This is a genomic window from Chryseolinea serpens, from assembly GCF_900129725.1.
Taxonomy (GTDB): Bacteria; Bacteroidota; Bacteroidia; order Cytophagales; family Cyclobacteriaceae; genus Chryseolinea; species Chryseolinea serpens.
The window spans coordinates 148,235-165,929 of sequence record NZ_FQWQ01000005.1; the positions used below are offsets into that span (position 1 = coordinate 148,235).

A 17,695-nucleotide genomic window follows, 5' to 3' on the forward strand; every position below is an offset into this window, starting at 1 on the left:
GTTAGAAAAAAGAAAGCCTTATGCTTTTTAATTTAAGTGAACACAATTCTATCGCCAATCATTTCGTGGCCGAGCTGCGCGATCGCCAGGTTCAGAAAGACAGGCTCCGCTTTCGCAAGAATGCCCACCGCCTGGGTCAGATCATGGCATATGAGATCTCTCGCCATATGCGCTATCGCAACACACCCATAGAAACGCCGTTGGGCACATCGGTCGTGAACCTCATGCCCGAACCACCGGTGATTGTTGCCATCATGCGGGCGGGTTTGCCTTACTTTCAGGGCTTTCTTGATTTCTTTGATCAATCCGACGCCGGCTTCATTGGCGCCTACCGCCAGGAAGGGCACACGGAAATCGTGATCAACCTGGAATACCTGGCCACCCCATCGCTGGCCCAACGCGAGGTGATCCTGGTAGACCCCATGCTGGCCACGGGAAAATCGATCGTGCAATCGGTAAATGCTTTGGCGAAGAACGGAAAACCTTCCCATCTTTACGTAGCCTCGCTGGTGAGCGTGCCGGAAGGAATACAGTATGTTAACGAAAATGTCGACATCCCCCATTCCCTCTGGACCTGCGCCGTCGACGACAACCTGAACGACCGGTTCTATATTGTACCGGGTCTGGGTGACGCCGGCGACCTGAGCTTTGGCGAGAAATTATGATCAAGACGATACCAGAAAATCTACAGCTAAGCGCGCTATGTGGGAGGAGATATTGAAAGCCATACCGGTCTACCTTTTTAGTATGCTAAAATTTATCCTCGGTCCGCTTGGTGGATATGGCGCGCATCTCAATATCGTCACCACCATTTTATCGACGGTGGCGGGCATGATGACCATCGTTGTACTCATTACCTATTTTGGTAACTGGCTACGGGAAAAAGTATTCAAAAAGCTTTTTGCCAACCGGAAGAAGTTCTCCACCAGCAACCGGAAGTTTGCCGGCATCTGGAAAAAATATGGATTGTTTGGCGTGGCTGCATTGACGCCGATCATTCTGACACCCATTGGGGGAACGTTGCTGGCCGTGAGTTCGGGAAGTCCAAAAGAAAAGATCATTGTCTACATGTTTGTGAGCGCCGCGCTGTGGTCAGTGATCTTCAGTATCGCCATTTATTTCTTTGGCGACAAAGTGCATGACCTGATTGAATCGATTAAAGACCCTATCGGATCGCTCATGATGGAATCTGTTCGTCGGGAAGGATTTCGATGTCTCGTATCAGCACTCTCCGTGCGATAGCTTGCCCGGTTTTTGTGGCGGCCAATCCGCCGAGGGCAGTTTCTTTGTAACGCGTTTCCATGCTGGCACCAATTTCACCCATCGCTTCGATCACTTCATCGACGGGGATGACGCTGCTCACATCCGCCAGCGCGATCTGTGCCGAGCTGTTGGCGATCGCAGCAGCGCTGGCGTTGCGCACCACGCAGGGGATCTCAACAAGTCCCGCTACAGGGTCGCATACCAGTCCTAGCATGCATTGCACCGTGATGGCCACTCCGGTGAAGATCTGGTCGGTATTTCCATCCAAACAATATACAATGGCGCCCGCACCCATCGCAGCGGCAGTGCCGGTTTCGGCCTGACATCCTCCAACAGCGCCAGCGATAGAAGCTTTTTGCTCCATGATCAGGGCGATGCCTGCCGCGATGAGCATGGCCTCGATAATTTTTTCATCCGGAATTTGATGGATTTCCTGCAAGGTGTAGAGCACACCCGGCATGATGCCGCTGGCACCGGCCGTGGGGGCTGCAACGACACGCCCCATACACGAATTCACTTCTTTCGCGGCCAAAGCCCGTGCGATAAGCTGTTGAAATTCTTTTGAGAGCACAGCTTTGGGATATCGGTACACTTTCTTTGCGCCGTTGTTGATCATGCCCGATCGCGAGGTCATGTCCTCTTCCAGGCCCGTATGCACGGCATCTTTCATGACTTCCCAAGCCCTCAGCAAGCCTTTCTTCGTTTCCTGGGGCGAGTGGCTTTTTTGAGTGGCCTCGTATTCCAGGACCACGTCCACCAACGACATTTTTTGGGTGTCGCTATACGTTTTCCAGCCTTCAAAAGAATCAAAAAGAAATGGCATAACCACAAAGGTTTAGTGACAAAGCGGCGGAGGGTCCGGGTCAAAATTCTCCTATTCAGCTTTAATTTCAAACGATTGTGAAAACTAATTCGTTCTCCAGGGGCGCCTGGTTTTTATAAATCCGGACGTTGACCTTACTTTGAATGGCATGAAACTCCTTGCGCTTCTTTTTATCGCCACGACCACGGTGGCAACCGCCCAGGACAATTTCTGGAACACGCTGGCGGAGGTGGGTTTTCAGACAAAAAAGGATGCGAACGGCTTCGACGTGGAGGTGCCGCTTTTCAGCAAGCACTTGAAGACCTTCCAGGGAAAGAAAATCCGCGTAAAAGGTTACATCATTCCCTTGGCTGAAGTGGGCAGCCAATCCAAGTTCATGCTGTCGGCATTGCCTTTCAATCTCTGTTATTTTTGTGGCGCTGCTGGCCCCGAAACGGTGATGGAAGTGGAGACGGCAGAAAAAATAAAATTCTCTACTAAACCCATCGTTATGGAAGGCACGTTGATGTTGAACGACAAAGACCCCGACCATCACATGTATATTCTGAAGGCCGCAAAAATCATCAACTGATAAATTGTAATATCTTCGCTCCACAAGAAACATCCGCATGAAAAGAAATCTACTGTTCATTTTAGCACTCATCACCGTGATGGCCCAGGGACAAACCCCCGACGAGTCGGCCATCAAACAAATTTTCGACAAGGCTCTGGTAGACGGCAAGAGCTACACCTGGCTACACTATCTCACCACCGAAGTAGGTGCACGGCTGAGCGGTTCGCCCGGCGCAGCAGCCGGGGTGGAATGGAGCCGTCATGAACTGGAAAATGTGGCCGACTCCGTATGGCTCCAGCCCGTGATGGTACCCCATTGGATCCGTGGACAAAAAGAGATCGGCCGGATAATGAACACCAAAAAATACGGTCCCATCGAAGTGAACGTGTGTGCGCTGGGCAGCTCGGTAGGCACCGGCCCTGCCGGCGTTTCCGGAACCGTGGTAGAGGTGAAGAGCTTTGATGAGTTGAAACAACTGGGCGAACGATACTTGAAAGGGAAAATCATATTTTTCAACCGCCCCATGGACGTGAAGTCAGTCGATGCCTTCGCGGCGTATGGCGGCGCCGTTGAACAGCGCGGCTATGGACCTTCGGAAGCCGCAAAGTATGGAGCGATCGGCGTCATCGTCCGGTCCATGGGATTGAACCCGGAAGACTATCCCCACACGGGCGGCCTGCGTTATGCGCCAAACATCCCCAAGCTTCCCGCCATTGCCATCAGCACCAACCACGCCGACCGTCTCAGCAAATTGCTAAAAGAAGAGAAGGATGTACAATTTTATTTTGAGACGCATTGCGAAACCCTTCCGGATGCACCTTCTTTTAATGTGATTGGCGAGATCAAAGGTTCCGAATATCCTGACGAGATCATCGTAGTGGGTGGCCACCTCGATTCGTGGGACCTCGCCCAAGGCGCCCACGATGATGGAGCAGGCTGCGTGCAGGCCATGGAAGTGATCCGCCTCTTCAAAATTCTCGGCATCAAACCCAAACGCACCATCCGCGCGGTGATGTTCATGAACGAAGAGAACGGTTTGCGTGGCGGCATAGAATACGCTAAACAAGCAGCCCTCAAAAAGGAAAAACACATCGCCGCCATCGAATCAGACCGTGGCGGCTTCACCCCCCGGGGGTTCACCATGACGGCAACAGACCCCATAAAAACTAAAATCCGAAGCTGGAAACCCCTGTTCGAACCCTACGGTCTCACCGACTTCTCCCAGGAAGGCGGCGGTGCCGACATCAGTCCCCTCGAACCCATGGGTGTCCCCGTCCTCGAATTCCTCCCCGACTCCCAACGCTACTTCGACTACCACCACACCCAAGAAGACACCATCGACAAAGTAAGCCGTCGCGAACTCGAACTCGGCGCCGCCTCCATGACCGCCTTGGTATATCTGATGGATAAATACGGATTGAATTAAGACGACTCACGCATGACCTCAAAATAAAAATGGATAACCCAAAAAAGGTTATCCATTTTTATTTGATGCGCCACCCCATAGTGAAGCGTTGTTTATTAGACAGCACCAAAGATTTTCTCGAATCCTATCCGCTCAGCACCATCAAAGGGCCTCCATGAAATCCACTCATTCTCAAGTACCCATCCCGTTATATTTATGACCCCCACCGTTGTTGGTGTTATTCATAGCCAAATATTCCCCAGCCGCCCCACTACGTGAGTTGCCCCACTGCTTATTACAGTCCCTTCACCAACAACACTTTTCGGCCACCCAATCCCATTGATACTTCCACCCTCAAAATCACCCTGTCTCACCGACACGCCACCACATCCAACACAATCCTCCAAACCTTGCCACCCTCCTTTTTCCAAACCCGCAAATAAGTCCCCTTCTTCACCACCTCCTTACCCTCCACCACAACCCCCACGCTACTGCTACCATACACATACCCCAAATCATCCGATTCAGCAACACCACCACCCATCACCTTTACATCGCTCATCTTGAATGAACTCCGCTTTAAATAAGCATCCCAATCTTCCCTTGAAACGATCGGCAACTCCCCTTCACGTGCAAAGCGAATCTCTTTTGAGGCAAACGTATTGTAGGCCGCATCCCCTTTTTTCTCATAAAGCGTTATAAATTTTTTATCCAAATCCAGGATCGCGGCAGGCGAACCGGATGAATGTTTAGCAGACGTTAACGGCATTTGGGACGTAGCCAGGCTTTGCCTTTCCACCGGTGCAGCATGCCGAACCCCGATGTCGAGGATATTTTTCCAAGAGCCATCGGCCTGCTTTTTCCATATGGAATGAAACTCGCCATACGCTACCGGCTTCTCGTCGGTTTTCTGTGCGCGAAATTCCCACGGGCCGGTGTTATAGCCCATCTCCCCGGAAGCAGCGATGTCGCAATAGGCCACCTCCCAATTCAGCCATCCTTCGGAAGCGGGCTGGCTTCGGATGCTCTCTGTTCCGATGCGGGGCCCATCGGGTCCAACGGTCACCGCGTCGGCGCTGAGAAAGAACAGGAAGGCATCCCGGGTATTTTGCTCTTTAGCCATGGCGATAAAAGCCCGCTCGGCATCGACCATGGCTTGCAGGTTGGGATTGCTGACTTGAGCGGGGCTCAGAAATGTTCCCAGCAAGAGAAATCCAAGAAGGGTGTAGCGCATAGGGAGAATGAGTTGGTGAAGACAGCGTTAAAGATACACGTTGGCGGATCGTCGTTCGTCCCCCGGGGTCCGGCATTTTAGTTTTACTCCGCAGTTAAACTCCAACCCAATCCAATTGTATTCAAGTGTTTAAACTTTTTTGCAACAACAAGGGCAAGTCGATTGGAAGTGTGCGATAAACATTTATTTAGCCGATTCGTTGTTCACCAGCGCAGGTTTTTATATTTTTTCTTCGCAATTGCCGTTGCACCCTAAACCATGAAAAAATTTTTTACCGACAACTGGATTGTCCTCATCATCGGAGTGGCCCTGGCGGCCAGCACACTCCTTGCTTTCCACAACAATAATATCATTCAACAAAACATCGCCCAGCAAAAGGAGACTGTGCTGGTGACGCAGCGCACCCAACAGATCCTCAGCAGTGTCATGCACGGCCTCGACCTTGGCGTGCGCGGTTTCGCGCTGACGAAGGATGAAAACATGTTGCGTCCTTTTAACGAGGCGGTCACCACGAGCCCGGGCATCTTTGCTCAACTGGACTCGCTGTTGAAAAAACAAGAATATGCCGACGCCGGCAAATTGGATGAGGTGAAAAAGGAGGTTGACAACTACATCGCCTTCAGCAAACAAATGGTAGAGACTGCTCGCATCGACAGCATGCGCACCTTCGTGGCCATGCTAAGCGAAGACCGGGGCTACGGCGTATGGAAAAAATACGACGAAATTTCCAAGCCCCTGCTTGCCTTTGAAGATGAGCTCAATCAAAAAGCCATTTCCAACTACAATGCCGCCATGCGCAGCAACCTGGGGCTGCAGATCTCTATTGTCATTCTAGCCTTGCCTATACTCGTTCTTTTTGTGAAACGCGTCAGGAAAGAACGCGAAGCGCGTCATGCGTTGTTGCTGGAGGTTGAAGAAAACAACCGGAACTATGTTTTCAATTCCGGCGAAAAAGACGACTCGTCCGCGCAAGCCATCAACGATGCCTCTATTCGCAACGTGCGCATGGCCTCCGAGTTTATCAAGAGCATGACCAACGGAAACTACGATGTGAACTGGGATGGTCTCAACGAAAAGAACAGCGACCTGAATGCCAACACGCTTGCCGGAAACCTGTTGCAGATGCGCGAGCAGTTGAAAAAGCTAAAGCAGGAAGACGACAAGCGCAACTGGATGAACGAAGGCCTCGCCAGTTTTTCCGAACTGGTGCGCAACAATCAACACGACAACACCTTGCTGGCCGACAAATGCGTGTCCTACTTGGTGAAATACCTCAATGCTCAACAGGGAAGCCTGTTCGTGCTGGAAGGCGAAGAAGGCGAGACCTACCTGGAGTTAAAGGCTTGTTTTGCTTTTGATAAAAAGAAATGGATGGAAAAACGAGTTGACATTGGCAACGGTCTCGTCGGCCAGGCGTTCCTCGAGGGCGATACCATTCAATTGAAAGACATTCCGCTGGGCTACACCACGATCACATCGGGTCTGGGCGATGCCACGCCGCGTCACCTTGTCATCGTGCCGCTGAAATATGATATCACAACGGTGGCCATTCTGGAGATGGCATCGTTCGGTGATTTTGAAGAACATCACATTTTGTTTCTGAAAAAAGCCGGAGAGTTCCTGGCATCGGCCATCCTGAATTCGCAAACCACCTTCAAGATGAAAAACCTGTTGGAACAGGCTCATATCAACGAAGAACAAATGCGTCAACGGGAAGAGGAGATGCGCCAGAACATGGAAGAGCTGCAGGCCACGCAAGAAGAGTTGGTGAGAAAGGAACGCGAAATGCAGAAGCGGATGGCGGGAGAAGTTTCGTCGAAATGATCTAACGTCTAGAAATAAAAAAAGCCGGCTGATATTCAGCCGGCTTTTTTATTTTATTCGGTTCGATGCTTAAGCACCCACGATCTCTTCTTTCTTTTCATATTCTTCCATCGGCAAACAGCTGCAGACGAGGTTGCGATCGCCATAGGCATTGTCTACGCGGCTAACACTGGGCCAGAACTTCGCCTCTTTCACAAACGGCAGCGGATAGGCTGCCTTTTGACGGCTGTAGGGACGGGTCCAGTCGTCGGCGGTAATCACGGCTGCGGTGTGGGGCGCATGCTTCAGCACGTTGTTCTCTTTGTCGGCTTTGCCTTCTTCCACTTCGCGGATCTCTTTGCGGATTTGAATGAGTGCGTCAACAAAGCGGTCCAACTCTTCTTTCGGTTCGCTTTCGGTGGGCTCGATCATCAACGTGCCGGCTACCGGGAAGGAAACGGTGGGGGCGTGGAAGCCATAGTCCATCAAGCGTTTTGCAATGTCCTCTACTTCGACGCCGGCTTTCTTGAAGTCGCGGCAGTCAACGATCATCTCGTGGGCGCAGCGGCCGTTGGTGCCGGTGTACAAGATCTTGTATTCGCTTTCGAGGCGGGCTTTGATGTAGTTGGCATTGAGGATGGCATACTTGGTAGCATTCGTCAACCCGTCTGCGCCCATCATCGCGATGTAGGCATACGAAATGGTCAGAATGCTGGCGCTGCCCCAGGGCGCTGCGGACACCGCATGAATGGCTTTGTTGCCTCCGGTCTTTACCACGGCGTGTCCGGGCAGGTAGGGCTTCAGTTTATCGTTGCAGCAGATCGGGCCCATGCCAGGTCCACCGCCACCGTGCGGGATACAGAACGTTTTGTGCAGGTTCAAGTGACAAACATCTGCGCCGATATTGGCGGGCGATGTGAGACCTACCTGGGCGTTCATGTTGGCGCCGTCCATGTAGACCAGTCCACCGTGTTGGTGAATGGTTTCACAAATCTCGGTGATGGCCTCTTCGAACACGCCGTGTGTCGAGGGGTAGGTCACCATGAGGCACGACAACTTGTCTTTATATTGAGCGGCCTTTGCTTTCAGATCGGCTACATCAATTTTCCCTTCTTCATCCGACTTCACCACAACGACCTCCATACCCGCCATCACTGCGCTGGCAGGGTTGGTGCCGTGGGCGGATGCGGGGATCAGTGAAATGTTGCGATGTCCTTCGCCGCGGTCTACGTGATAGGCACGGATCACCATCAAACCCGCATATTCGCCTTGCGCGCCGCTGTTGGGTTGAAGCGAAACACCGGTGAAGCCTGTGATTTCTTTCAATGAATTTTCGAGGCTGCCGATCATTTCCTGGTAGCCCAGGGTTTGGTCGGCCGGCGCGAACGGATGGATGTTGCCGAGTTCGGGCCAGGTGACGGGGATCATCTCTGCCGTGGCATTCAGCTTCATCGTGCACGATCCCAAAGAGATCATGGAATGCACCATGGAGAGATCTTTATTTTCAAGGCGCTTGATGTAGCGCAGCATTTCGTGTTCGGAGTGGTGCATGTTAAACACCGGGTGCGTGAGGTAGGCCGACTTCCGCACGAGCGATGCAGGCCAGCTCATCTCCTGCCCATTCACCGAGACGACCGAGGTCTTCTTGGATTGGGCTGAGGCGAAGATCTCCAAAATCGTGTGCACATCGGCGGCTACTGACGTTTCGTCAAAGGAAATGCCCACATGGTTGTCAGCGAAGTAGCGGAAGTTGACACCGCGCTTCTCGGCTTCCTGTTTCACCGCCTTGGCGTCGGCCACGGTCACCTTCAGGGTGTCGAAGAAATGTTCATTTTCTTGTTTCACGCCCAGTGCTTTCAGACCAGTGTCGAGGGATTTGGTCAGACCATGAATGCGGGAAGCGATCTTGCGCAAGCCGTCGGGTCCGTGATACACGGCATACATGCCGGCCATGACCGACAATAGTACTTGTGCGGTACAGATATTAGAGGTTGCCTTTTCGCGGCGGATGTGTTGCTCGCGGGTTTGCAATGCCATGCGGTAGCCGGGATTGCCCGATGCGTCGATGGAAGCGCCGATGATGCGACCGGGCATCTGGCGTTTGAATTCGTCCTTGGTGGCAAAGAAGGCGGCATGCGGGCCACCAAATCCCATGGGGACACCAAAACGCTGGCTCGAGCCCACCACAACGTCGGCTCCCATTTCGCCGGGCGATTTCATCAGCAGCAAGCTCATGAGATCGGAACCGACCACGACAAAGATGTCTTTTTCGTGAGCCGATTGAATAAAGGAAGTATAGTCTTTCACCGCACCGCTATCGGCGGGGTTTTGAATGTATACGGCAAAGAGGGAAGGATCCGTGATGTCCAGCGTGCTCACATCGCCCACCACCAATTCTACGCCGATGGGTGTGGCGCGCGTTCTCAGTACGTCGATGGTTTGGGGGAAGGTGTGCTGGTCAACAAAGAAGCGATTGGCATTCTTACGCGACGTTTTGCGCGACGCCAGCATGAGGTGCATAGCTTCGGCTGCGGCCGTGCCCTCGTCGAGCAGCGAGGCATTGGCGATTTGCATGCCCGTCAGGTCGATGATCATGGTTTGGTAGTTGATCAGCGCCTCCAACCGGCCCTGGGCGATCTCTGCCTGGTAGGGGGTGTAGGCGGTATACCATCCTGGATTCTCAAGAATGTTGCGCAGGATTACGCCCGGCGTGATGGTGTTGTAGTACCCCATGCCGATAAAGGATTTATAGACCTTGTTCTTGGAAGCAATGGCTTTGAACTCCTGTAGAAACTGGTATTCAGACTTGGCAGGGGCTAGCGACAACGGTTTTTTCAAACGGATGCCCGCCGGAATGGTCTGGTCGATCAGGGCATCGATGGAAGGTGCCTTGATCACCTTTAACATCTCTTCCACCTGGTGCGCGTCGGGGCCGATGTGCCGGCTTTCAAATTTTTCTGTATACAGTGAGTCTATTTTCATGGAACTATGATTTTCAATAGGTTAATGAGTTTTTATACAGGAATACCAATAACAATTTGAGCACAAAGGTAATTCAGTAATTACACAATTAACAGCGGCTTTGTCATCCTTGAAAAAAGATTCCTAGCCCTGGCCAGAGCAAAGGTTTGTTGTCGCGCCATTCCCATAATGCCATTTGCCGGTTTCCTGAAACGGACGCATCTTCACCCCTTGTTTACTAAAGTTCAAACAGTGATGAATAGGAAATTCAAGGTCTTGCTGGGATTTGCACTGATTGCCGGCACTTTCCACGTGTCGGGGCAGGATTCGGTTGCTCAGAAGTTTGGCAATACCATCAGCACGGCAATCCTCAAAGAAAACCTGACCATCCTGGCCTCCGATTTCATGGAAGGCAGGGAAACCGGAAAACGGGGTCAGAAAATGGCTGCCGCCTTCATTCAGGCGCATTTTGAAGACATCGGCCTGGCCGGCCCGGTAAATGGCAACTACCTGCAACCCATCAGCCTCTACACCACCACCCCGGGGGAGACGTATGTCAAGATCGGCAAGGACCGGTTCGACAATTTTAAGGAAATCGCTCACTATGGCCTGGGCAACAGCGGGGGCGAAGTGACGCTGCCGCTGGTGTTTGTGGGCAATGCCACCGAGGCCGACTTCAACCAGGTGGATGTTAAAGACAAGGCTGTGCTCTTGTTCACCGAAAACGAATGGCTCACCGGCAACAGGGGTGTATCCCTGGCGCGGGCCAAAGGGGCCAAAGTGATCCTGGTCAGCAACACCAAAACAAAAGAGGACTTCGCGACCTTGTCGACCCAGTTCAAAAACTTCAGCAAGGGAAGCCTCACGCTTTCCAGACCGGCATCGGAAGAAAATCCCAGGGTTGGACTGTTCATTGTTTCACCCCAGGTCGTCGACAAGCTCTTTGGCATGAGCATAGACAAGCTGAAAAAGGCTGCCGCGGCCGCACCCGAGAAGAACGCCTTGAAGAAGATCAAGCCCTCCGAGTTCACCTTTAAAGTTTCCACCGACATCGAAACTGTGAAAACAGAGAATGTGCTCGGCTATCTGGAGGGTACTGACAAAAAAGAGGAAGTCGTGGTGATCACCGCCCATTTCGACCACGTGGGTGTGAAAACGACAGGCACCGGCGACCGCATCAACAACGGTGCCGACGACGACGGTTCGGGGACCGTAGCCGTGATGGAACTGGCCAGAATTTTTTCGCAAGCAAAGAAAGAAGGTCACGGCCCACGTCGAAGCATTTTGTTCATGACCGTGACGGGGGAAGAGAAAGGATTATTCGGATCGGACTACTACACGCAACACCCCGTGTTTCCCCTCGCCAATACGGTTGTCGATCTGAACATCGACATGATCGGTCGCAAAGATCCCCAACATAAAAACAGCCCGCCCTACCTCTATGTGATCGGTGCCGACAAACTCTCCACTGAACTCCACACCCTGAGCGAAGCGACCAACAAAGCATACCTCAATCTGGTGTTCGACTACACCTACAACGATGTAAACCACCCGGACCGGCTGTACTATCGTTCCGATCATTGGAACTTTGCCAAGAATAACATCCCCGTCATTTTCTATTTCGACGGCATCCACGAAGACTATCATCAGCCCAGCGACGACGTGGACAAGATCGAGTTCGATCTCCTCACGAAACGCGTGCAGTGTATTTTTTATACGGCATGGGAGATTGTGAATCGCGACGCGCGCATCAAGCCAGATAAGAAATAGAGGCCGATCGGGCGGGGAACTGGACAGTTGACCGACGGCGGTCAGCTATAGGCTAGCCAGTCCATGAAGGGCTAGCCTATAGATCCACCCGGATGTTAAATGTAGTCTTGAGCGTTTGGCTTCGCCTTGATGTCGTTGACGAACTTCCGGAATTGCTCTTCTTTATCTTTCTCCACCACAATGATCACATTCCCGAATTCGCCGATCAGGTAGCCGTTGAGGCCTTGCACGACGATGAGCTTGTCGGGCGATCCTTTGATGATGCAATTGCGTGTGTCGTAGGTATGCGCGTTGGCATTGATCACGTTGTTGTTTTCGTCCTTAGCCGAAATTTCGTGGATGGAAGCCCACGAGCCCAGGTCGGACCATGTGAAGTTGCCCAGGCATACATAGACGTTCTTGGCCTTTTCCATGATGCCGTAGTCGATCGACACGTTTTTGCATTGGGAATAGGCGCCCAGGATAGCTTCTTTTTCTTCGGGTGTTCCCAGCTTCGGGCGCACCTCGTCAAATACTTCGGCCATTTCGGGAAGGTATTGGTGGAAGGCGGTGGTGATGGCCTTGGCGCCCCAGATGAACACGCCCGAATTCCAAACGAAGTCGCCGCTCTCCAGGAATTTTTTGGCCAGCGACAATTCCGGCTTCTCGGTGAAGGTCTTTACTTTCTTGGCAAAGTTCTTTTCAGTATGATATTGAATATAGCCATAGCCGGTCTCCGGACGGGTGGGGGTGATGCCCAGTGTCATGAGCTTGTCCTGGCCTTGGGCCATATCGGCAGCTTTTTTGATGACATCCTGGAAAACCTCCTCCATCATGATCAGGTGATCGGAGGGTGTGACCACGATCACGGCGTTTTCGTTCTTTAACGCGATCTTATAGCTGGCATAGGCAATACACGGGGCGGTGTTCTTGCGCATGGGTTCTGCCAGGATTTGGTCGTCGCTTAATTGGGGGAGTTGTTCCCGCACCAGTGCCGCATGTTCTTCGTGGGTGACTACGTATATGTTCTCGATCGGGCAGAGCGGGACAAAGCGGTCGAAAGTCGATTGCAGAAGGGTCTTCCCTGTGCCCAGTACATCCAGAAATTGCTTTGGTTTGGAATTTCGGCTGTAAGGCCAGAAGCGAACGCCTACGCCGCCGGCCATCAGCACTACGAATAAGTTATGGTTCATTTAGTTAATGAGATGTAATAGGTTTTGCAAAAAACGTTAGTCGCAGAATCTTTTGAAAGTCTTTTCATGTATTTTAAACAATTCCCTCTTTTAAAAGATCATGCAAATGAACAAATCCGGCTATTTTCTCGCCGTCCATCACCACCAGTTGTGTAATGCCGGCTTCCTGCATGTCATGTAAGGCTTTGGCCGCAAATTCATCTTTTTCAATTTTTTTAGGCGAGCGTGTCATAATGTCACGGGCCTTGACATCCTGCAAGCTGGTGCTTTTCTCCAGCATCCGGCGCAAATCGCCATCGGTGATGATGCCCTGCAAATTTTTGTCGTGGTCCACCACGGCGGTGCAACCGAGCCTTTTGGATGAAATTTCGATGATTACGTCCTTCAGCGGTGCATCGGGACCTACAAGCGGTAGCTCGTTATGAAGATAGATATCAGATACTTTTAAATACAATTGTTTGCCCAGCGAACCACCGGGATGGTATTCGGCAAAATCGCGGGCCGTAAAATTACGAAGATCAAGTAAACAAATGGCAAGTGCATCACCCAACGCCATGTGGGCCGTGGTGCTCGTGGTCGGTGCGAGATTGTTGGGACACGCTTCTTCTGCAATCGTTGCATTTAAAATGAAATCGGCTTGCTGACCCAGATATGAATTTACATTGCTCACCAGGGCAACAAGCTTTGATCCTCTACGTTTGAGTAACGGGACCAGCACTTTGATCTCCGGCGTGTTACCGCTTTTAGAGATACAAATCACAATATCTTCCGATTGTATCATTCCAAGATCACCATGTATTGCATCAGCAGCATGCATGAAGAGCGCAGGGGTTCCCGTGGAGTTTAGCGTGGCAACAATTTTATTGGCTACAATGGCACTTTTGCCAACGCCTGTAATGACAACGCGGCCTTTTGCGGAATAAATTTCTTTCACGCAGGCTTCGAAATTGTCGTCGATAAAATTGGTGAGTTGTTGGATTGCCAGAGATTCATTTATTAATACATCTCGTGCAATTTTTTTGATATTTTTTACTAAATTCAATTCCTTTTCAAAGTTAGCTTTGTCTACATGGACAAAGATACAATTTTAGGTTCTTATCAAGATAGTATGATGTTGGTCGAAGAGAAAGATGCACTCAAAGAGAGATTAAAAGAAATATTCGGTTACAGCCAGTTCCGCGGAAATCAAGAGACGATCATTCGGAATTTGCTGGATGGAAAGAATACATTCGTCATTATGCCCACCGGCGCTGGTAAGTCACTGTGCTACCAACTTCCCGCCATGCTCAGAGAAGGATTGGCCATTGTTATCTCACCGCTCATCGCGTTGATGAAAAACCAGGTCGATCAAATGAATGCGTACGGAGTCAACGCACGCTTCCTGAACTCAACCCTCAGCAAAGGCGAGATCACCCGATTGAAGAAGGATTGTATGAACGGCGTCGTGAAGCTACTCTATGTAGCCCCTGAGTCGCTCAACAAAGAAGAGACGATAGACTTTCTCAAGAAGGTTAACGTCGCTTTTGTAGCCATCGACGAAGCGCACTGTATTTCTGAATGGGGACACGACTTCCGTCCGGAATACCGGAAGATCAAAACCATGATCCAAAACCTCGGCGATATGCCCGTGATCGCTCTCACCGCGACGGCCACGCCAAAGGTTCAGTTGGACATTCAGAAGAACCTGCAGATGGAAGAAGCCGATGTGTTCATCTCTTCTTTTAATCGCAAGAACCTCTACTACGAAGTACGTCCCAAGAAAGAGACCAAGAAGCAGCTCATCAAATTCCTGAAAGATCACAAAGGCAAGTCCGGTGTGATCTATTGCCTCAGCCGCAAGAAGGTGGAAGAGATCGCCCAACTGTTGAATGTGAACGGCTTCAAAGCCGCTCCCTATCACGCCGGTCTCGATCCCGACGTGCGTATGAAGAACCAGGACGACTTCCTGAATGAAGAAGTAGACATCATCGTGGCCACCATCGCCTTTGGCATGGGCATCGACAAACCCGATGTTCGTTTTGTGGTGCACTATGATGTTCCCAAATCGCTGGAAGGATATTATCAAGAAACCGGCCGTGGCGGTCGCGATGGATTGGAAGGACTTTGTTTAATGTTCTACAGTCATAACGACCTGAACAAGCTCGAAAAGTTCAACAAAGATAAGCCCGTACAAGAACGCGAGAATGCGCGCATCTTGTTGCAGGAGATGGAATACTACGCCGAATCACCCGTTTGTCGCAGAAGACAATTGCTGCACTATTTCGGCGAAGAGTATACACAAGAGAACTGCGGCATGTGCGACAACTGCGTACATCCCCGCGAACGTTTCGACGGCACCGAAGCTGTGAAGCTCGTGCTGCAAACTGTGAAGCAAACCAACGAACGCTTCGGCCTGAACCACCTCGTGAACGTGATCCGTGGTGTGGAAGACGAATACGTGAAAAGCTATGGTCACTTCGACCTCGCCGTCTACGGCAAGGGAGCCGATGAGGACGCCGACTATTGGAAGTCGGTCATCCGCCAAACGCTGATCTATCAATACCTCGAAAAAGACATCGACAACATCGGAGCGCTGAAGATCTCCGAGCGGGGCGAGAAATTTTTGAAGAAGCCGCATGCCATCGAACTGGCCCGCGACCACGACTTCACCACGGAAGTGGACGAAGAAGAAGAATCGAACGACAAGCCCGTCAACACCAAAGCGTATGACGTGAAGCTGTTCGAGATCCTGAAGACCCTGCGCAAGAAGATGGCGAAGGAGAAGAGCCTTCCGCCGTACGTGATCTTCCAGGACCCGTCGCTCGAAGAAATGGCCACCACCTACCCCACCACCAAGGACGATCTCGCCCAGGTGAACGGCGTGGGCATGGGCAAGGTGAACAAGTTCGGAGCCGAGTTCCTGGAGGTGATCCAGAAGTATGTAGACGAAAACGAGATCGAGACGGCCAACGAAGTGGTCATCAAATCGTCGGTCAACAAGTCAAAAACAAAGATCCTCATCATCCAGCAGATCGACCGCAAGGTAGACCTGGAGGAGATCGCCGAAAAGGCGCGGATCACGTTTGAGGAGTTGCTCACCGAGATCGAGAACATCTGCTACTCGGGCACCAAGCTGAACCTGACCTATTATATAGACCAGGTGATCGACGCCCACAAGCAGGACGACATCCACGACTATTTCATGAACGCCGAAACCGACAGCCTTGACGAAGCCCTCAACGACGGCTCCATGGCCGATTACTCGGAGGAGGAAGTGCGGATGATGCGCATCAAGTTCATGTCGGAGTACGCCAATTAAGCGTTCCCACCATATAATGACCTTCCGGAATCAACGCCGGAAGGTTTTTTATTGATTTTTTATTTCAAAGATTTCGCGGCTATCTTTGGGATTCAACCGAAATTGAATCCATGAATATTCTGGTGATTGGTAATGGTGGTCGCGAACACGCGCTAGCTTGGAAAATCCGGCAAAGTCCCCTTTGCGAAAAGATTTTCGTAGCCCCCGGAAATGCCGGCACTGCCTCCATTGCTGAAAATGTAGCCATCGATGTGGACGATTTCGCCGCGTTGGGCAAGTTTTGCATCGCCAACAACGTGCAACTCGTGGTGGTGGGCCCCGAAGGCCCCCTCGTGAAAGGCATCCGCGACTATTTCCAGAACGATCCCAGCCTCCGTCCTATTTTGATGGTCGGCCCCGACACCCAGGGCGCCCAACTGGAAGGCAGCAAGGACTTCTCCAAGAAATTCATGCTCCGCCACAACATCCCCACCGCCAAAGCAAGAACCTTTTCGGCCTCCGATCTCGATCAGGCCTTTGATTATATCTCCAGTTGCAAGCCCCCCATCGTGCTCAAGGCCGACGGGCTGGCCGCCGGCAAAGGCGTGATCATTAGCCTCAGCCAGGGCGAAGCCAAGGCCGTGGTGAAGGAAATGCTCATCAACAAGCGGTTTGGCCAGGCCAGCGCCAAGGTGCTCATCGAAGAATTCCTCAACGGCATCGAGCTTTCCGTTTTTGTGCTCACCGACGGCAAGGACTATGTGATCCTGCCCGAAGCAAAAGACTATAAGCGGATCGGCGAAGGCGACCTGGGCCCCAACACCGGGGGGATGGGCGCGGTTTCGCCGGTCGTATTTGCCGACGCGGCCTTCATGAAAAGAATTGAAGAGGAAGTGGTAAAGCCCACCATCGCTGGCCTCATCCACGAAGGCATCGACTACAAAGGATTTATTTTTGTGGGCATCATGAACGTGGGGGGCAACCCCTTCGTGATCGAATATAACGCCCGCATGGGCGATCCGGAGACCCAGGCGGTCATGCCGCGGATCAAGAGCGACCTGGTAGAACTGCTGGTGGCTTCCGCCAAGGGCGAAATGAAAGGCAAGCAGATCGAGATAGACGAACACCATGCAGTAACCATAGCGTTGGTTTCGGGTGGTTACCCGGGCGACTATGAAAAAGGAAAAGTGATCCGAGGCCTCGAAAAAGATGGAAAGGCCCTCGTGTTTCACGCTGGAACAAAGAAACATGGCGAAGGTATATTGACAGACGGCGGCCGTGTGCTGGCCGTGTCGGGCAAGGGAAACTCGCTTAACGAAGCGCGCGAACAAGCCTATCAAACTGCCGCCCATATTGAATGGGACGGACTCTATTACCGTAAGGACATTGGACAGGATTTAATGAACTATAAAGGATAACGTCATGGGATGCTCG

At 51.7% G+C, this 17,695-nt stretch carries 13 protein-coding genes; 8 read left to right on the forward strand and 5 right to left on the reverse strand.

What is annotated here, in order from left to right; translation table 11 throughout:
• Positions 1 to 20: 20 nt before the first annotated feature.
• A complete protein-coding gene (upp, locus tag BUB30_RS28530; RefSeq protein WP_073141512.1) occupies positions 21 to 665 on the forward strand; it encodes a uracil phosphoribosyltransferase in 645 nt (214 codons plus the stop codon).
• A gap of 82 nt (positions 666 to 747) precedes the next feature.
• The gene (locus tag BUB30_RS28535) at positions 748 to 1,242 is read left to right on the forward strand and encodes a hypothetical protein (protein WP_073141513.1); all 495 of its coding nucleotides are present in this window, start codon (positions 748 to 750) and stop codon (positions 1,240 to 1,242) included.
• Here the strand turns inward: BUB30_RS28535 and sdaAA are convergent.
• Positions 1,178 to 2,086, reverse strand: a complete 909-nt coding sequence (gene sdaAA / locus BUB30_RS28540) for an L-serine ammonia-lyase, iron-sulfur-dependent, subunit alpha (protein WP_073141515.1) — start codon at positions 2,084 to 2,086, stop codon at positions 1,178 to 1,180. The genes BUB30_RS28535 and sdaAA overlap by 65 nt on opposite strands.
• 148 nt (positions 2,087 to 2,234) lie before the next feature.
• On the opposite strand from sdaAA, the gene BUB30_RS28545 reads away from it, so the two are divergent.
• Together BUB30_RS28545 and BUB30_RS28550 are read left to right on the forward strand one after the other, a co-directional pair.
• Positions 2,235 to 2,657, forward strand: coding sequence for a hypothetical protein (locus tag BUB30_RS28545; protein ID WP_073141517.1), 423 nt, complete (start codon positions 2,235 to 2,237; stop codon positions 2,655 to 2,657).
• A gap of 37 nt (positions 2,658 to 2,694) precedes the next feature.
• Positions 2,695 to 4,065 carry a M28 family peptidase gene (locus tag BUB30_RS28550; protein WP_073141519.1) on the forward strand — a complete coding sequence of 457 codons (1,371 nt, stop codon included), beginning with the start codon at positions 2,695 to 2,697 and terminating at the stop codon, positions 4,063 to 4,065.
• A 349-nt stretch (positions 4,066 to 4,414) separates the two neighbouring features.
• Here the strand turns inward: BUB30_RS28550 and BUB30_RS28555 are convergent, their stop codons facing one another.
• Complete coding sequence (locus BUB30_RS28555; protein WP_073141521.1) at positions 4,415 to 5,278, reverse strand: nuclear transport factor 2 family protein; 864 nt, start codon at positions 5,276 to 5,278, stop codon at positions 4,415 to 4,417.
• 258 nt (positions 5,279 to 5,536) lie between these two features.
• On the opposite strand from BUB30_RS28555, the gene BUB30_RS28560 reads away from it, so the two are divergent.
• Positions 5,537 to 7,102: a CHASE3 domain-containing protein gene (locus tag BUB30_RS28560; protein ID WP_073141522.1), complete on the forward strand. Its 1,566-nt coding sequence runs from the start codon at positions 5,537 to 5,539 to the stop codon at positions 7,100 to 7,102.
• A 69-nt stretch (positions 7,103 to 7,171) separates the two neighbouring features.
• On the opposite strand, the gene gcvP is transcribed toward BUB30_RS28560, so the two are convergent.
• Positions 7,172 to 10,063 carry an aminomethyl-transferring glycine dehydrogenase gene (gcvP, locus tag BUB30_RS28565; RefSeq protein WP_073141524.1) on the reverse strand — a complete coding sequence of 964 codons (2,892 nt, stop codon included), beginning with the start codon at positions 10,061 to 10,063 and terminating at the stop codon, positions 7,172 to 7,174.
• Between the two features lie 234 nt (positions 10,064 to 10,297).
• Between gcvP and BUB30_RS28570 the strand changes: the two genes are divergently transcribed.
• Complete coding sequence (locus tag BUB30_RS28570; RefSeq protein ID WP_073142443.1) at positions 10,298 to 11,812, forward strand: M28 family peptidase; 1,515 nt, start codon at positions 10,298 to 10,300, stop codon at positions 11,810 to 11,812.
• A gap of 95 nt (positions 11,813 to 11,907) precedes the next feature.
• Here the strand turns inward: BUB30_RS28570 and BUB30_RS28575 are convergent, their stop codons facing one another.
• Together BUB30_RS28575 and BUB30_RS28580 are read right to left on the reverse strand one after the other, a co-directional pair.
• Positions 11,908 to 12,984, reverse strand: coding sequence for a mannose-1-phosphate guanylyltransferase (locus BUB30_RS28575; RefSeq protein ID WP_073141526.1), 1,077 nt, complete (start codon positions 12,982 to 12,984; stop codon positions 11,908 to 11,910).
• Between the two features lie 73 nt (positions 12,985 to 13,057).
• Positions 13,058 to 14,026 (reverse strand): KpsF/GutQ family sugar-phosphate isomerase, encoded by a 969-nt coding sequence (locus tag BUB30_RS28580; protein ID WP_073141528.1) that lies wholly within the window; start codon positions 14,024 to 14,026, stop codon positions 13,058 to 13,060.
• Positions 14,027 to 14,095: 69 nt separating this feature from the next.
• On the opposite strand from BUB30_RS28580, the gene recQ reads away from it, so the two are divergent.
• The gene (gene recQ, locus BUB30_RS28585) at positions 14,096 to 16,282 is read left to right on the forward strand and encodes a DNA helicase RecQ (RefSeq protein ID WP_073142445.1); all 2,187 of its coding nucleotides are present in this window, start codon (positions 14,096 to 14,098) and stop codon (positions 16,280 to 16,282) included.
• Between the two features lie 110 nt (positions 16,283 to 16,392).
• The gene (purD, locus tag BUB30_RS28590) at positions 16,393 to 17,679 is read left to right on the forward strand and encodes a phosphoribosylamine--glycine ligase (protein ID WP_073141530.1); all 1,287 of its coding nucleotides are present in this window, start codon (positions 16,393 to 16,395) and stop codon (positions 17,677 to 17,679) included.
• Positions 17,680 to 17,695 lie beyond the last annotated feature (16 nt).

Excerpts from the sequence above, each read along its gene's own strand:
- upp (WP_073141512.1), top strand. The coding sequence starts at position 21 with ATGCTTTTTAATTTAAGTGAACACAATTCTATCGCCAATCATTTCGTG.
- BUB30_RS28535 (WP_073141513.1), top strand. The coding sequence starts at position 748 with ATGCTAAAATTTATCCTCGGTCCGCTTGGTGGATATGGCGCGCATCTC.
- sdaAA (WP_073141515.1), bottom strand. The coding sequence starts at position 2,086 with ATGCCATTTCTTTTTGATTCTTTTGAAGGCTGGAAAACGTATAGCGAC.
- BUB30_RS28545 (WP_073141517.1), top strand. The coding sequence starts at position 2,235 with ATGAAACTCCTTGCGCTTCTTTTTATCGCCACGACCACGGTGGCAACC.
- BUB30_RS28550 (WP_073141519.1), top strand. The coding sequence starts at position 2,695 with ATGAAAAGAAATCTACTGTTCATTTTAGCACTCATCACCGTGATGGCC.
- BUB30_RS28555 (WP_073141521.1), bottom strand. The coding sequence starts at position 5,278 with ATGCGCTACACCCTTCTTGGATTTCTCTTGCTGGGAACATTTCTGAGC.
- BUB30_RS28560 (WP_073141522.1), top strand. The coding sequence starts at position 5,537 with ATGAAAAAATTTTTTACCGACAACTGGATTGTCCTCATCATCGGAGTG.
- gcvP (WP_073141524.1), bottom strand. The coding sequence starts at position 10,063 with ATGAAAATAGACTCACTGTATACAGAAAAATTTGAAAGCCGGCACATC.
- BUB30_RS28570 (WP_073142443.1), top strand. The coding sequence starts at position 10,298 with ATGAATAGGAAATTCAAGGTCTTGCTGGGATTTGCACTGATTGCCGGC.
- BUB30_RS28575 (WP_073141526.1), bottom strand. The coding sequence starts at position 12,984 with ATGAACCATAACTTATTCGTAGTGCTGATGGCCGGCGGCGTAGGCGTT.
- recQ (WP_073142445.1), top strand. The coding sequence starts at position 14,096 with ATGTTGGTCGAAGAGAAAGATGCACTCAAAGAGAGATTAAAAGAAATA.
- purD (WP_073141530.1), top strand. The coding sequence starts at position 16,393 with ATGAATATTCTGGTGATTGGTAATGGTGGTCGCGAACACGCGCTAGCT.